This is a genomic window from Anaerophilus nitritigenes, assembly GCF_004138215.1.
GTDB lineage: Bacteria > Bacillota > Clostridia > Peptostreptococcales > Thermotaleaceae > Anaerophilus > Anaerophilus nitritogenes.
This window is the reverse complement of the sequence record NZ_RYYS01000054.1, coordinates 47,895-64,568: the sequence shown is the minus strand read 5'-3', so window position 1 is coordinate 64,568 and position 16,674 is coordinate 47,895. Positions and strand designations below refer to the sequence as shown.

The 16,674-nt window shown below is 28.5% G+C and carries 16 protein-coding genes; 6 read left to right on the top strand and 10 right to left on the bottom strand.

Annotated elements, in window-relative coordinates; translation table 11 throughout:
- Nucleotides 1-136 precede the first annotated feature (136 nt).
- From EK368_RS08350 to EK368_RS08335, 4 genes are read right to left on the bottom strand one after another with little or no spacing between them, the layout of a single operon-like run.
- Nucleotides 137-823 (bottom strand): Crp/Fnr family transcriptional regulator, encoded by a 687-nt coding sequence (locus EK368_RS08350; RefSeq protein WP_129598390.1) that lies wholly within the window; start codon nucleotides 821-823, stop codon nucleotides 137-139.
- A gap of 22 nt (nucleotides 824-845) precedes the next feature.
- Nucleotides 846-2,285: a hypothetical protein gene (locus EK368_RS08345; protein WP_129598388.1), complete on the bottom strand. Its 1,440-nt coding sequence runs from the start codon at nucleotides 2,283-2,285 to the stop codon at nucleotides 846-848.
- A 16-nt stretch (nucleotides 2,286-2,301) separates the two neighbouring features.
- Nucleotides 2,302-3,687 carry a sensor histidine kinase gene (locus EK368_RS08340; RefSeq protein ID WP_129598386.1) on the bottom strand — a complete coding sequence of 462 codons (1,386 nt, stop codon included), beginning with the start codon at nucleotides 3,685-3,687 and terminating at the stop codon, nucleotides 2,302-2,304.
- Between the two features lie 15 nt (nucleotides 3,688-3,702).
- Entirely contained in the window at nucleotides 3,703-4,401 is a 699-nt protein-coding gene (locus tag EK368_RS08335; RefSeq protein WP_129598384.1) for a response regulator transcription factor, read from the bottom strand.
- 245 nt (nucleotides 4,402-4,646) lie between these two features.
- Between EK368_RS08335 and deoC the strand changes: the two genes are divergently transcribed.
- Genes deoC through EK368_RS08310 form a run of 5 tightly spaced genes read left to right on the top strand, consistent with a single transcriptional unit; the run spans nucleotide 4,647 to nucleotide 8,977 of the window.
- Nucleotides 4,647-5,312: a deoxyribose-phosphate aldolase gene (gene deoC, locus EK368_RS08330; RefSeq protein WP_129598382.1), complete on the top strand. Its 666-nt coding sequence runs from the start codon at nucleotides 4,647-4,649 to the stop codon at nucleotides 5,310-5,312.
- Between the two features lie 12 nt (nucleotides 5,313-5,324).
- Nucleotides 5,325-6,143, top strand: a complete 819-nt coding sequence (locus EK368_RS08325; protein ID WP_129598380.1) for a purine-nucleoside phosphorylase — start codon at nucleotides 5,325-5,327, stop codon at nucleotides 6,141-6,143.
- An 11-nt stretch (nucleotides 6,144-6,154) separates the two neighbouring features.
- A complete protein-coding gene (locus EK368_RS08320) occupies nucleotides 6,155-7,480 on the top strand; it encodes a pyrimidine-nucleoside phosphorylase (RefSeq protein WP_129598378.1) in 1,326 nt (441 codons plus the stop codon).
- Between the two features lie 20 nt (nucleotides 7,481-7,500).
- Nucleotides 7,501-8,781, top strand: a complete 1,281-nt coding sequence (locus tag EK368_RS08315; protein ID WP_129598376.1) for an amidohydrolase — start codon at nucleotides 7,501-7,503, stop codon at nucleotides 8,779-8,781.
- A 16-nt stretch (nucleotides 8,782-8,797) separates the two neighbouring features.
- Nucleotides 8,798-8,977: a XapX domain-containing protein gene (locus tag EK368_RS08310; protein WP_129598374.1), complete on the top strand. Its 180-nt coding sequence runs from the start codon at nucleotides 8,798-8,800 to the stop codon at nucleotides 8,975-8,977.
- Between the two features lie 29 nt (nucleotides 8,978-9,006).
- Here EK368_RS08310 and EK368_RS08305 read toward each other — a convergent pair whose 3' ends face one another.
- The 5 genes from EK368_RS08305 to EK368_RS08285 form a co-directional block, all read right to left on the bottom strand.
- Nucleotides 9,007-10,389: an MATE family efflux transporter gene (locus EK368_RS08305; RefSeq protein WP_129598372.1), complete on the bottom strand. Its 1,383-nt coding sequence runs from the start codon at nucleotides 10,387-10,389 to the stop codon at nucleotides 9,007-9,009.
- A 210-nt stretch (nucleotides 10,390-10,599) separates the two neighbouring features.
- Complete coding sequence (locus tag EK368_RS08300; RefSeq protein ID WP_129598370.1) at nucleotides 10,600-11,193, bottom strand: hypothetical protein; 594 nt, start codon at nucleotides 11,191-11,193, stop codon at nucleotides 10,600-10,602.
- Between the two features lie 368 nt (nucleotides 11,194-11,561).
- Nucleotides 11,562-12,335, bottom strand: coding sequence for a response regulator (locus tag EK368_RS08295; RefSeq protein ID WP_129598368.1), 774 nt, complete (start codon nucleotides 12,333-12,335; stop codon nucleotides 11,562-11,564).
- Entirely contained in the window at nucleotides 12,323-13,486 is a 1,164-nt protein-coding gene (locus tag EK368_RS08290) for an ATP-binding protein (protein ID WP_129598366.1), read from the bottom strand. The genes EK368_RS08295 and EK368_RS08290 overlap by 13 nt, the downstream gene beginning before the upstream one ends.
- Before the next feature lie 141 nt (nucleotides 13,487-13,627).
- Nucleotides 13,628-14,908: a DEAD/DEAH box helicase gene (locus tag EK368_RS08285; protein WP_202976449.1), complete on the bottom strand. Its 1,281-nt coding sequence runs from the start codon at nucleotides 14,906-14,908 to the stop codon at nucleotides 13,628-13,630.
- Between the two features lie 277 nt (nucleotides 14,909-15,185).
- On the opposite strand from EK368_RS08285, the gene EK368_RS08280 reads away from it, so the two are divergent.
- Nucleotides 15,186-16,421, top strand: a complete 1,236-nt coding sequence (locus EK368_RS08280; RefSeq protein WP_129598362.1) for an NAD(P)/FAD-dependent oxidoreductase — start codon at nucleotides 15,186-15,188, stop codon at nucleotides 16,419-16,421.
- A 20-nt stretch (nucleotides 16,422-16,441) separates the two neighbouring features.
- Here EK368_RS08280 and EK368_RS08275 read toward each other — a convergent pair whose 3' ends face one another.
- The gene (locus EK368_RS08275; RefSeq protein ID WP_129598359.1) at nucleotides 16,442-16,672 is read right to left on the bottom strand and encodes an integrase; all 231 of its coding nucleotides are present in this window, start codon (nucleotides 16,670-16,672) and stop codon (nucleotides 16,442-16,444) included.
- Nucleotides 16,673-16,674 lie beyond the last annotated feature (2 nt).

Here is a 16,674-nt window from a genome sequence, read left to right as displayed (position 1 = left end):
TAATGCTATTTTCGATCGTTTCTTTATATTTTCCAAATTTGAAAATTTAGTGACGTTTTTTATAACTGCGTCTACAAAATCAAGCAACATAAATATTCCAATCAAACTTATGTTGCCCACTATGATTATTTTTCATTTATAAGGATTCCTTAAGTGCATCCAAATGTAATATTTTAAAGGAGTTTCTATGAAAATCTAAAATTCCTTCCTCTTTCATTTTAATTAACTCTCTAGATAATGAAGGTCTTGATACAAGTAAATACTCTGCTAGTTCATTTCTTTTTAGTGGAATTTCAAATAAAAAACTTTTATTCATATAATATTGTTTTAATAAATAAATGCTTATCTTTTTTCTTATACTTTTTAAAGATAAAATTTCAATTTTTTGATTTAGAATCAATGCTTTTTGTGAAACGATCTGTAGCATATTTTGTATCAAAACTCTATGTCCCAAACAGGTTTGAGAACATAGTCCTACAATTTTGTCAGCAGGAAAAAATAGTATCGTACAATCCGTATTGGCAACAACCGTTGCAGGCCATTTATGATTTGCAAAAGCTGCTACTTCCCCAAACATATTCCCTTTACTTATTTTTGCCATAATCACTCGATCTCCCGCCATAGTTTCCTTTGTAATAATGGCTTCTCCTTTTAAAACAATTCCTATTGCAGTAATTTCACTTTGTTCTATTGTTATAAGTTCCTTTTTTTTATAAGAAACAATTTTAGGCATCACACAAGATAACATTGTATATAGCTCATCTTCTTGTATATTTTTAAATAATTCAACATCCGTCAGTATACTCATCCATTTTTTATACATTTTATTTCTCCTTTTCAATAGGTTATTCACTAGGAGATCCTATTTGATATAAAGTATTTTCCCACTTCTCTACATAACCTGCCGTAGCCCATTCTGCCATTACAACCTTTTCTCCTTCTTGTAATTTTATTTTCTCCATAGGTTTTAGAGCAAGTTTTTTATTCTCAATTAGATAAATATAGATCTCTTCATGGGTTACAATTGCTGCAAAATCCTTATTCGGAGAAGTATAGGCATCTATAGCCTCAGGTACTCTTCCCTTTATTTCATTCCATGACACATGAAGCTCATCATAATGAACCATTTTATAAGGTGGAAACATATTAATATTAAATTCTAAAGGCTCATATTCTCCTACATTTATCTTTCCTTTTAAAATCCAATGTCCATTTCTTCTAACCAAGCTAAAATTTTCTTCATTAATTTCATACAGCTCTTTTTGTTTCCTTGTAGCATTTAAATATCCTTGAGCTGATTGTAGATATATCTCTTTTCCATGTTTCCCTACTACATCGGATAATTTTATTCCTTCGCTACCTTGTATATGATCAATCAAAAGCACTTGGAAATTTTTCATTTTGTTTTGATATTCTAATGCTACATAATCATTTCCTACAAACTTTATCTTTCTATATATATCTTTATTCACTTTTTCTTGTTCTTCATAGGATGGTTTCTCATTTTTTTCAATAGGAATAGCAAATAATTGATCTTTTACTTTATGATCATGCAACTCTCTATTTTCACCGATCATCCAAAATCCACTTTTTCTAGGAACAATTAGATTTACCATTTCTAAAACAGGATATTTTTTTCTATTTTTAGTAGCAATCCATAGAGTTCTATAGATTTCATTTTCTTTTGTATTATCTACTACATCTGTTCTTAATCCTATGAGTACCCCTGAACGAAGAATATCTGGTTCTTTTGTTTGTAAATCTTTACCATTTTGATTCATTTTGTTTTTATTGTCAATCAACACTTGATTTGTTGTATCAGAAATTTTTTCTAGATAATAAAATACATGATCTATATACACAATTAATGTATACTCATCTATTTTAATAAAATCATAAAAATGCTTCTCTTTTGAAGTAATAGAAATAATCTCTATTTTTTTATTTTTAATTTTTAAATCTTTATCACTTACTTTATGAGTATACAAAAAATACTCTTTTGCATCTACACTTTTTATTTTATATTCTGGTTCTTCGCTAATCTCATCTGCAAAAATAGCATAGTCTCCATGAAAAATAGCACTCTTTCCTATCCACTCATTAATCTGTGCCTTCTCCACTTTTTCATTCGCTATTTTATATTTTTCTACCTTCCAAGTTCCTCGAATAGGAATAATTTTATTTTTAGGAGGAACAATACTTTGTCCCACATCTAGTTTTACATCTATACATCCTTGTAAAAATACACTCATAACCATAATCACAATCAAAAAAAATTTTTTCATCTCTTTTTCTCCACATCTATTCAATCGGTAATAAAATCTGTATTTTTGTCCCTTTATTGAGCTCACTCTGTATTTTGAATTCTCCTTTATGAAGCTTTATAATCTCATCACAAATAGACAGTCCAATACCATTTTGAGATTTGCTGTTTTTCCCTTTATAAAATTTTTCTTTTACCTTTGGAAGGTCTTCTTGACTAATACCACATCCATTATCTTCTATATTCATAGATATATATCCATTTTTATAAAAAGTAGAAAAATTTACTTTTCCACCTTTTTGTGTAAATTTAAAAGCATTATCTAATATGTTAATCAAAACCTGCTTCATTCTATTTACATCTAGATCCATATAAGACATATTTTCTTCATAATCTACTACAAACTCTATTTGATCCCTTTGGGCTCTTGGACTCATATACTTCTCAATATATCTAACTAAAGTTTTTATATTTACATTTTCTTTATTTAATATAATTCTTCCTGAAACAAACTTTGAAAAATCTAAAAGCTCCTCTACCATAAAGGTCAGTCTTTCACTTTCTTTTTCTATAATATTTAAACCTTCTTTCATGGTTTCTTTATCTTCAAAATCATCTTGATTCAAAACTATAGCCCATCCTTTAATAGCTGTAAGAGGAGTCCTTATTTCATGAGAAATAGAAGATATAAAATCATTTTTGAGTTGATCTTTTTTGATAATTTCCTCTGCCATAAAATTTAAAGTATCCGAAAGCTTTCCCATCTCATCATCAAATTTTTTGTGACTTTTGATTTTAAAATTTCCTAAAGCCATTTTTTCTGCGACTTGTGTAACTTCTTTGATGGGGCCTGTTATGGTATTGGCTAAAAAAATACTTACTATACCACAAATAATCGTTACAAAAGCTCCTATGCTTAAAAAAATCAAAGAGATTCTTTTAATACCCTCATTGACTTCTTTTAAGGATGTAGTAAATCTTAATACTCCAACAATTTTTTTATCAGATTGTAAGGGATAAGATACAGACATTACATTATAATCATCATAATTTACTGATCCTGTCCATGTGCCTTTTTTTCCCTTTAGCGCCATCTTTACATCTTCTGTTTCTATTTTCCCTTTCCAGTCTACACCAATAGAATCCATTAACATTTCTCCTGAAAGGTTAATAATCTGAACTTGAGCAGGAGTTTGCCTCCAAAATACATCTACATTATCTAATACATTATCCTCTAAATTAGAATTTGAAAAATATCTAGAATAAAATTCAGAAGAAATCATAATTTGATTGGTAAGTACATCTTCTACATTTTTATAATAATATTGTCGTACAAAACTAATCAATAATATTTCTAAAAATAAAACACTGATAAAAATTACCAACATAAAATTAATCACTAATCTTTTTTTTATACTTTTCATAGTTTCTCCCTAAAATTACTCTTCATCTCTTTTTTTCCATCTATATCCTACTCCCCAAACAGTTTCAATATAAACAGGTTTAGAAGAATCTTCTTCTATTTTTGTTCTAAGTCTTCGAATATTCACATCTACAATCTTGGTATCCCCTACATATTCCCATCCCCATACACGATCTAACAATTCATCTCTTGTAAAAGCTTTTCCTTCATTCTCTAAAAATAATTCCATAAGTAGATATTCTTTTGGTGTCATATCAATTGATTTTCCATCTTTATATACAATATGTGCATGTGTCTCAATATGGAAAGGCCCACTTTTAGGAACACTATTTTTATCTTTTTGTTCATGATTCATACGTCGAATCAGTGCTTGTACTCTTAAAACCAGTTCTGTAGGATTAAATGGTTTGATCATATAGTCATCCGCTCCTAATTGAAGTCCTGATATTTTATCCATATCTTGTCCACGAGCTGTCAGCATAATAATTCCTATATTTTGAAAATCTTTTCTTAATTTTTTACATACTTCAAAGCCATTAATCCCTGGTAACATTACATCTAAAAGTGCTATGATAGGTTTTTCTTCTCGTGCCTTTTGAAGACCTTCTTCTCCACTTTTTGCTTCTATAATATCATAGCCATTTGTCTTAAATGTAACTTTTAATAAACTTCTTATACTTCTTTCATCTTCTACAATCAATATCTTTTGTTTCATAAGAAAACTCCTTATACATGTATTCTTTTATTTGATTGTACCATAAAATATACAATGTCAAAAATATAAAAATATTGTCCAAATATGATTTTATTCACATATATTATAAGATATGTATCACTTGTAAATAATAAAATCAACTTAAATTCCATTATTTTTTAAAAAGTCTATTCACAATACTATATTTTTCAGATAGGATTATAACATATACATGATTATCCAATTACAAAAATGGAGGGATACATATGAATCTTGCATCTATGATTGACCATACTTTATTAAAACCAGATGCAACAAAAGAAGATATTAAAAAAATATGCGAGGAAGCAAAAGAATACCATTTTCCATCTGTATGTGTAAATAGTTGTTTTACAGAATATGTAGCAAAAGAGCTTAAAGATACTTCTATTGGGGTAACTACTGTAATAGGTTTTCCTTTAGGAGCAGTAGCTACAACCGTAAAAGCTTTTGAAACTTCTTTAGCTATAGAACTTGGTTCTACTGAAATTGACATGGTGATCAATGTAGGTGCTTTAAAGAACGAAAATTATGATTTTGTATATGATGATATTAAGGCTGTTGTAGATGTATCAAGTGATAAAGCCTTAGTAAAAGTCATTCTTGAAAATTGTTTACTTACCAAAGAAGAGATCATAAAAGCTTGTGAAATTTCAAAAAAAGCAGGAGCTCATTTTGTAAAAACTTCTACAGGATTTAGCACAGGAGGAGCAACTGTAGAAGATGTGGCTTTAATGAAAAAAACTGTGGGAGACTTACTAGGTGTAAAAGCATCTGGAGGCATACGAACAAAAGAAGATGTATTAAAAATGATTAAAGCTGGTGCTACTAGAATTGGTGCAAGTGCATCTGTAGCCATTATAAAAAATGAAACTACAAATTATAATTATTAGGGAGGTCATCATATGCAATTGTATGAAAGAATACAAGAATCTGCTAAATATATATTAAATACAACAAAAGTTCATCCTGAAATAGGTTTAATATTAGGATCAGGGCTTGGTTCATTAGCCGATCAAATTGAAGAAAAAGAAATATATCCTTATAGTGAGATTCCACATTTTCCTGTATCTACTGTAGAAGGTCATGCTGGACAGTTAGTAATAGGTACTTTGGAAGGAAAAAGAGTTATTGCTATGCAAGGACGTTTCCATTTTTATGAAGGTTATAAAATGGAAGAAGTAACCTTTCCTGTGCGAGTTATGAAACTTTTAGGAGTAAACACTTTAATCGTTACAAATGCTGCTGGTGCTGTAAATACTTCTTATGAACCAGGAGATCTGATGCTTATTTCTGATCATTTAAATCTTTCTGGAGATCATCCTTTGATTGGAAAAAATTTAAAAGAATTCGGTACAAGATTTCCTGATATGTCTAATGCTTATGACAAAGATTTAAGGGAAAGAGTAAAAGAAATTGCAAGGTCTTTAAATATTTCTATCAAAGAAGGAATATATGCTTGCATGAGCGGTCCTACCTACGAAACTCCAGCAGAAGTAAAAATGGTACGCATACTTGGAGCAGATGCAGTCGGTATGTCTACTGTTCCAGAAGTGATTATTGCTATACATAGTGGAATCAAAGTCATCGGTATTTCTTGTATGACCAATATGGCAGCAGGAATACTTAATGAGCCTCTAGATCATAACGAGGTAATGGAAACTTCTCAAAGAGTAAGAGAAAAGTTTCTTCTTCTTATGAAAAATGTAATCAAAAATATATAGAGGTGAATAAAATGAGAATGTATGATATTATTGCAAAAAAAAGAGATGGTAAAGAATTAACTACAGAAGAAATAAACTTTTTCATAGAAGGATACACAAAGGGAGATATACCAGATTATCAAGTTTCAGCTCTTATGATGGCTATTTATTTTCAAAAGATGAACAAAAAAGAAACACTAGATTTAACAAAGGCTATGGTAAATAGTGGAGATACTATAGATCTTTCAAAAATAGACGGTATAAAGGTAGACAAACATAGTACTGGTGGTGTAGGAGACACTACTACTCTTATACTAGCTCCTTTGGTAGCAGCAGCAGGTGTTCCTGTTGCAAAAATGTCTGGCCGAGGCTTAGGTCATACAGGAGGAACTATAGATAAATTAGAATCCTTTGAAGGCTTTTGTGTCAATTTGCGTATAGAACAATTTATCGAAAATGTAAATCGTATAAAAATATCTTTAGGAGGACAAACTGGTAATTTGACTCCTGCTGATAAAAAACTTTATTCTCTTAGAGATGTAACTGCTACTGTTGATAATTTATCTTTAATTGCAAGTAGCATTATGAGTAAGAAAATTTCATCTGGTGCAGATGCCATTGTACTAGATGTAAAAACTGGTAGTGGTGCATTCATGAAGGATCTAGATAGTTCTTTTCATCTTGCACAAGAAATGGTAGATATAGGAATAGGTATGAATAAAGATACTATGGCTGTAATTACAGATATGGATCAACCTCTTGGATTTGCTGTAGGAAATATATTAGAAGTAAAAGAAGCGATTGATACATTAAATGGAAATGGTCCTGATGATTTAACAGAGCTTTGCTTAACCTTAGGTTCTCATATGCTTGTATTAGGAAAACAAGCGAAAGACGTACAAGAAGCTAAAACTATTCTTCAAGACATCATTTCTTCTAAAAAAGGAATTGATAAATTAAAAGAATGGGTGCGTATACAGGGTGGAGATGAAAAATTTGTAGATGATCCTAATCTTTTTCCTATACCAAAATTTATTACTCCTATTTCCTCTTCTTATGAAGGATATATAAATCGTATTCATGCAGATTTAATAGGAATAGCATCCCTTATACTGGGAGCAGGTAGAGAAACAAAGGAAAGTCCTATTGATTTATCTGTTGGAATTGTTCTTCATAAAAAAATAGGAGACTTTATAAAAAAGGGAGAAAAAATTGCTACCATTTATGCAAATAGCATTGATAAACAAGCACAAGCTGAATCTATGATTATAGATGCTTATGATATTATCAAAGAAAAAGTATATAAAAAACCACTCATTAAAGGAATCATAACACAAAATGATTCCATTCGTTATTAACGTACAAGGAGCGTAATTTTATGAAAATATTAATTCAAAATGGATCTTTACTATTATTTCAAAATGAAGAAGTATCTATACAAAAAAAAGATATTGGAATAGAAGATGGTATTATTTCAAGCATTGGAGATGTAGAAGAAATTTCTTACTATGATAAAGTTATAGATGGATCGAATAAAATCATTATGCCAGGCCTTATCAATACTCATACTCATCTACCTATGTCTTTAGTAAGAAATTATGCAGATGATCTTCCTCTTTGGGAATGGCTTACAAAAAAAGTATGGCCTATTGAAAAAAATTTGACCCATGAAATAGTATATTGGGGAAGTTTACTAAGCATTGCAGAGCTTATCTTATCAGGAGTTACTTGTTTTAATGATATGTATAATTTTGCAGATGCTGTAGGAAATGCTGCAAAAGATTCAAAGATGAGAGGATTTATTTGTGAAACATTGTTTGATCATTCAAAAGATGACACTTTTAAAAAAAGTAAATCTTTATATAAAAAATGGCATGGATCTAATAACAATAGAATCAAAACTTTGATTGCCCCTCATGCTCCTTATACTTGTTCTTCTGATTACTTAAAAAAAATGATTCCTATTGCCAAAGAATTAAATACTGGGATTCATATTCATTTAAGTGAAAGTAAAAAAGAAGTAGAAGATAGTTTTAAAAAATACTCTACATCTCCTGTAAAACATCTTTATGACATAGGTATATTTGACGTAAGAACTTTAGCTGCTCATTGCGTTCATTTATCTGAAGAAGATATACAAATTTTAAAAGAAAAAAATGTTCATGTACTCAATAATCCTGTAAGCAATTTAAAGCTTGCAAATGGATTTGCTCCTATACATAAACTTTTAGATACAGGTGTAAATGTAGCTTTAGGAACAGATAGCTCTTGTAGTAATAACAATTTAAATATGTTTGAAGAAATAAAATTAGCATGTATTCTTAATAAAGCTGTTACAAATAATAGTACTGTCTTACCTTCTCACACTGCTCTTAAGATGGCAACTATAAATGGGGCATACGCTTTAGGAATAGATGATCAAGTTGGATCTATAGAAGTTGGAAAATGTGCAGATTTAATTTTAATCAACTTAAATAGTCCTCATTTATTTCCTAAACATAACTTAATTTCTGCTCTTGCTTATTCTGTTTATCCATCTGATGTAGACACAGTTATTGTAGATGGGAATATATTATTAGAAAATAGAAAACTTACAACTATTGATTTAAATTTAGTCTATGAAAATGTGGAGAAATGCTGTAAAAAACTAATACAGTAAACTTGGGGGCAATATCATGAAGCTTGTTTTCATGGCACTATTAACAGGAGCAATTACAGGAAGTATTTTTTCATATCTTAAACTTCCATTACCAGCTCCTCCTACTTTGGCAGGAATAGCAGGTATCATTGGTCTTTTTCTTGGATTCAAAGGAACTGAATACTTGATACAAATTTTAACTAAAATAGCCAAGTAAAATATTTCACTTGGCTATTTTTCATAGAATCACATATTTTCAGTTATATTCCTTATCCATTTATTAGACAATAATCTTGGAATACCAAGAATAAATTTAAACAGTTCTTCTACAGTTACTAATGCTACTACATAGTGTACAGGTAATTTAAAATAAAATGCTCCTAAAAATGCCAATGGAACACCAATACACCACATAGTAAAAGCTTCTATAAAAAGAGCACGTTTAGCATCTCCTCCTGCTCTTAAAATCCCTACTATTAAAAGACAATTAAACACTCTTATGAGTAAAATTCCTGCATTAATATATAAGATCATAAGAGCACTATGATATACCGTATCAGATATATTAAAGAAAGATAAAATAAATGGGGCACTTATTGCCAAAATAGAAGCCAAACAAATTCCGACTAAACATGCCAATAAAGAAAATCTTTTTGCATATATTTTAGCTTGATCTTCATGTCCTGCTCCTATTTGATTTCCAATCATAACTACAGATGCATTAGACATCCCAAATATAAATACCATAAATACATTTTGTACTGTATTACAAATTTGAACTGCAGCCATTGCCTGCATCCCTATTCTTCCATATGCCACTGAATATACAACAAATCCAAGCCCCCAACATCCTTCATTTAAAACTACAGGAATCACTGTATCCAATACTTTTTTAATAAAATCTTTACTTAAAGAAAACATTTCACTACATTTAGCTGCTAATACTCCTTTTGAAAAATAAATATAACCTACTAAAAGACTTGCCTCAATAATTCTTGCAAGAAGTGTTGCTAAAGCTGCTCCTTCAACACCCATAGCCTTTGATCCAAAATTTCCAAAAATAAATACATAGTTAAAAAAAGTATTAAACAAAAGAGCAAAACTGCTTACGATCATTGGTAAAATTGCATTTTCTATACATCTTGATGCAAATCCAAAATTAAAAGTAATGGCAGTAAATATATAGCTTATACAAACAATTTTTAAGTATTTTACTCCTTCTGATATAACTTTTGGATCTGTATTAAAAATATTGATAATTTGATTAGGTATATATAAAGCTATTACTGTAAAGATAGTAGCCAGAACTGCCCCTGCAATCATACCCATTCCTAATACTTTCTTTATATTTACAATGTCTCTTTTTCCCCAAAACTGAGAAATAAAAATACCACAACCACTACATATTCCTATAAGCAATAAATTAAATAAAAAAAAGTATTGATTTGCAATACCTACTGCTGCAATTTGGATTTCTCCTACCCTTCCGATCATCATGGTATCTACCATATTTAGGGAAGAAGCAATAAAGTTTTGAATAATAATAGGTAAAGCAATTTTATATAAATTTTGATAAAACTTCTTGTCTTGAAATAGATACTTGTATAAATTTTGAATTATTTTTGTCATTCTTATTTACTCCCTTCTTAATAATCCCTAAAAATAAAACCACCTTGAAGTTTTTTCAAAGTGGTTAGCTTCTTCACTTGTCTATAGGTAATAGAAAATTTTTGTATATACTAAATTATATTTTACTAATAATTGATAAATTTGTCAATTCATTATTTTAAAATCCTTTATATAAAAAGAACCCTTACGGGTTCTATGCTATATACAAACTTATACTGCATCTGAGTATAAATCATTTTCAATTTTATTTATAAACCAATCTGGCACATCTGCACAGCTTGAACAATAAAAATAAGGTTTGATTAAATCAGTCCTAGCTCTTTCTCCATCCCATTTTTCTGGGTGGCTTTGTAAAAATTTTATAAATTGATCAGGCTTGATTTGAAATACTTTCTTTTTTCCAAATCTTCTTCCTTTCATAAATCCTTCTCTAATCCATCTATAAATTAAACTTGGATTCTTATTTAAAAGATATCCAATATCTCCTGTAGTCAAAAACTCTCCGTTTGCAATAATTTCTGGTCCTAACTTTAATTCAATAGCTTTTTTTCTAATAGAAACAATACTTCGATCGAGTTCATCTGCAATAAACTCTGCAGTCTTTTTTCCCCATTTGTCTAATAAAAACTCTACTTCTGCCTCTGACCAATATCTCAATTCTGTTGTAAGACCTATTCTTTTGGCTTTTTTAAATACAGAGTCTTTTGTTCTATCTAGATCCTTTGCAATATCCATAATACTTTTTTTACTATAGTTACAAATTAAATATTCTATTTCTTCTTGTGTCCATTTTTTATATGCCATATTTCTTCCCCCTTTAATCCCTAATCATAGTTTTTATCATTTCTATATGATCCTTAAGTATTATAAAAGTATTTATCATTTCATCTCCGGAGATTATTTTTATCTATATATTTTCTAAAAAAACAAAAATGGCCCACAATAAAAGATCTAAAAATCTTTTATTATGGACCATTTAAATTGCAAATATATTATTTGATTCAAATAGTTGTTCCATAACCTAACTTATTTTATTTTTATAGAATTGATCATTCTCTTAAGATAAAAATAGCTTATATATACATATATCTATCTCTATTCATTAAGATGTACTATCTTTATGTAAATATAATATCATATTATATGATATTATGTCAAATATTTCTTGTATACTAATATATATTTAATAAAAGTCTTTCATATTTTTCCCTTGGATATATTTCTATTTTTGTTACATGTACTTTTCTATTGATTAAATTCTCTATTTCTTTTTCAACTTCTTTTATTGTATGTTCATAAATGGTTTTTCGAATGACTTCTATAGTTTTAAAATGATCTCCTGCCCTTAATAGATATTCTTCTAATGTAGTTAAATTTTCTTTTAAAAGAATTTCAATTTCTTTGCCCTTTATAAAAACTTGAATCAATTTTGCTCCTTTTCCTGTAACCTGTTTTAAATACTTTGAATATAAGTTTCTAATTTCAAGTTCTATTTCCATCTTTTTATCATCTGTTAATATAAATTCATGATTTACTACTAACAAATCTTCTTTATCCTCTAATTCGTCAATAGCAATCTCTATTAAATTACTCATCAATATATTGATATCAATTGGTTTAATTAAGTACTTTTCTATTTTTAAATCTACTGTTTCTAAAATTGTATTAGAATCTGACAAAGCAGAAGTAATAATTACAGGACAACGATGACCGTCACCTCTTATTTTTTTCATCATCTCAATACCACTCATATCTGGCATAACTAAATCTGTAATGATCACATCTGGTTGATGCTCTATAAACTTTTTAATACCGTCTTCTCCATTTTCTGCTGTAATTACTTTTCCAATTCTCTTTTTTAAAAATCTAAAAACTTGATTTCTTGTAATAGGTTCATCCTCTACATATAAAACTTTTATATTTTTTAATGCATTTAGTCCTTCCATATATCATTCCCCCTTATATCTAAAGGAAACCGTATCATTATCTTGTTATGATTTTCATCATTTTTTAATTTAATGGCACCATTCATGTTTTTCCTTATAATATTATCAAGCATGGATAAGTGATTTAAATTTATTTTAAAATCCGTATATTTTTCTTTATCATATTCATTTTCAATAGTAAGATATATATGATCTTTATTTTCTTCAATTCGAATATTTAAACATCTATCGTAAAGATCAAAAACTTCCTTACAATATTCTATAATATCCCAAAATATATAATACATAAATTGTACAAATTCATTGGGTGAACCATACATTTTTATATCTTCTTTTGTCAATATATTCATTTTTATATTTTCTTTTTTAATCTTCTCTTCCATAATTTCAAAAACTAAATCTATATATTTTGTTATATTAAAAAGCTCTTTTTTATAGTTCATTTCAAAAAATGATTTGAATTTTTCTATTTTTCTAGATAAATTTTTGATAATTTGCCATATTTCTTGATAATATTCATCTAAAATTCCACCATCTTGTGGCTCGTTTTCTATTTCATCTATAAGATTAATAATAGAAAAGTTAAGGCTATTTAAGGGTTGTCTCCATGCATGAGATAGATTTGAAATCATATCAGACATACTCATGATTTTATCATTATAAATTTCGATATCTTGTATAGTCCTTTTTTCTTTCATATTATTAAAATTTTTACTCATATCCTTTATTACAATAAACAATTTGATAAGCTCCGTTTCTCTCCTAAAAGGATATGCCATTACCTCCCAAAAATCGCAGTCCTCTTGCATAATTTCTTTAAAATCTACAATCTCTAACTTATCATTTTTTTTTCTTACATATATACTAATACTTTCTTTTATAGGATTTTTAAACAAGTAATCTCCTATTTCATAATATATATTGGCAAAACCATCATATATATGGACAATATTTTTACCTATTATATCACTTCTTTTTACTTTTAAGTAATTAATATAAGAGCTATTCATATTATTTACATAACATTTCAATTGATGATTTTCTATCTTTCCTTCTATCTCTATAGTAAAATCTAAAGATTGATTCATAGAACTTATTGGATCTTTTATATGATTTAAACCATCGTTAAATAATTCAAAATTTTCATTCAAAATATTTCCTCCTTTTATATCATAAAATAAATTATTATCCCTTTATTGTATTCAAGAAACACCCATTCGTCAATGAATCAAATGGGTGTTTTTTCTAGTATTTTATAATTTATACTTTCTTTTTTAAATATTATTTTATCTTTAATACTTTTTACCTTTTGTATTTTTATTTCTATTAGACGAACTCCCCGTTTTCATTTTAGTAGTATTTCTTTCAGTTTTAGATTTTCTTCCTTTTGCAGAATCCTTTTTCTTAAAATCATCTCTTTTCTTATTTTTCATCTCTCTTGATTTCTTATAATCTACATCTTTTTTTTGAGTATTTCTCTTGTTAGTTAAATTCATCTTTATTCCTTTTTCAATAATCTGAAGAGCTTCTCTATCTTTTGGGGTTACAAATGTAATAGCAATACCAGCTTGTCCTGCTCTGCCTGTACGGCCAATTCTATGAATATAGCTTTCTGCATCTTGTGCAATATCATAATTAAAAACATGGGTAATTCCTTCAATATCTAGTCCTCGAGCTGCTACATCTGTTGCTACTAAATATTGTATTTCAAATTTTCTAAATGCTTTCATGACCTTTTCTCTTTTTGCTTGGCTAAGATCTCCATGAAGTTCGTCAGACTTATATCCTAAATTTTGTAAAGCTTCATTTAATGCCTTGGCTCTTCTTTTCGTACGACAAAATATCATTGCCATAAAAGGCTTATATGCATCAATAGCACTACAAAGAGCATCTTGCTTAGCTCTATCAGTAGTTTCAATAACAATTTGCTTAATTTCATCTAAAGTAATTCTTTCTCCTTCGATCTTAATTACTTTAGGCTCTTTCATATACTTTTTAGCAAGAGATTGTACTTTTGATGGCATAGTAGCAGAAAAAAGCATTGTTTGTCTTGTCTTTGGTGTATGATAAATAATATCTTCTACTTCTTTTAAAAATCCCATATGTAGCATTTGATCTGCTTCATCTAATATAAGGGTATTTAATTTACTAAAGTTAATCGTTTTTCTTCTTAAATGATCTAATAATCTTCCTGGAGTACCAATTACCATATGAATACCACTTTTTAATTTTTTTATTTGTCTCTCTACATCTTGACCCCCATATGCCGCTAATAGATGTACATTTTTTGCATGAATAAGTTTTTTGGCTTCCTCTGTAACTTGAATAGCTAGTTCTCGAGTTGGTGTTACAATAAGTGCTTGTATATAAGGTTTACTTGTGTCTATTTTCTCCATAGTAGGTAGTATAAAAGCAAGAGTTTTTCCTGTTCCTGTTTGAGCCTGGCCAATTATATCTTGTCCTTTTAAAAGCTCTGGAATAGCCTTTTGTTGTATAGGGGTAGGCTTTATAATTCCATTATTATTTAATACATTTACTAATTCTTCTTGTATTCCAAGTTTTTTAAAATCCATTGTCATATTCTTGTCTTCCTCTCTTTTTTCATAAAATAGAATAAAACTTATTAGTATACTAAAAGGTAATAAAAGCTTCTTCTCTAATAATATTCCCAACAATTCAATTCTTACCATTATATCATTAACTTGCTAGTTTAAATAAAAAAATAATTTTTTATATTATTATTCATCTTGATTACTCTATATATTCTCTAAATCATCTTTTCTTTATATATAATATAACTCATTGATTTGGTTATACTACTAAAAATATAATATACGAGGTGGTTATATTATGGATTTACAAACTGGAAAATTTTATTGGGATACTACACTACAAAATCCTCCTACTTATCCTCCTTTACAAGAAGATATATCTTGTGATGTATTGATTGTTGGAGGTGGAGGTTCTGGGACTCAATGCGCACATTACTTAAGTGAATACGGTTTAGATGTGGTTTTAGTAGAAAAAAATAAAATAGGATATGGAAGTACTAGATCTAATACAGCTCTCATTCAATATGCAGGAGAAAAAACCTTTTTGCAATTAATCAATAGTTTTGGAGGAGATTATGCTTTAAGACATTTTTTATTATGCAAAGAAGCTATCAATGAAATTGAGAAGATATCTTCTTCTTTAGAAATAAGTCCAGATTTTACTCGTAGAGATAGTCTTTATTATGCAAGCTGTAAAGAAGATGTGTCTAAACTAAGACAAGAATATGATTTATTAAAAAAATATAATTTTTCTGTTGAATTTTGGACTGAGAAAGAAATCAGTAAAAAATATCCTTTTCAAAAATATGCAGCCTTATATTACATTAACGATGCAGAACTTAACCCTTATAAGTTTACAATTGGCCTGCTGGAAAAATCAAAAAAGAAAGGTGTTCGTATCTTTGAACAAACAGAAATAAAAGGAAAAAAATTTGAAAAAGATAAAAACATTTTTCATACAGACAAAGGAAATGTTATTCATGCTAAACACGTCATTATGGCTGCAGGATATGAATGTCTCGATTTTAAAAATGAAAAAAATACTGTAATGGTAAGTTCTTATGCAGTAGTTACAAATCCAATAAAGGATTTTTCTTCTTGGTATAAAAGATCTCTTATTTGGGAAAGTGCACGTCCTTATGTTTATATGAGAACTACCCCTGATGACCGAATTATTATTGGAGGTTTAGATGAAAATATAACATCTCCTAAAGAAAGAGATATGAAACTTACTCATAAAAAAAATCTATTGATCAAAGAATTTCAAAAGCTTTTTCCAAATATACATGTTCATCCTGAATTTTATATATCTGCCTTTTATGGTGGTACTCATGATGGTCTTCCTATTATCGGTAAGTATGAAGAATTTCCTAATTGCTATTTTTTAATGGGTTATGGAGATAATGGTACCGTCTATAGTATGGCTTTAGCAAAAATAATTTCTCAAGTTATCACAAAAGGATCTCATCAAGACTTGGATCTATATCTTCAAACTCGCCCATTTTTAAATCTACAAAGAAACCACAAAATTTAATATTTGTGGTTTCTTGTACTTTATCTCATCATCATAAAACAATCTAATGCATCTTTTGTAATAATCTCTTCATCAGAGAACAATGATAAAAATTTAAGTAGCTTTTCTTTATTATAAGGAATGATCCAGCTTTTTTTCTTTTCATTCCAATAGCTGCCTTCTATAGATTTCATTTTTTTCACTCGATCAAAGCTATAGGAAAAACTTATAGCTAAAATTTTCTCATTTTCTTTTTCAATTTGAATCGTCATTT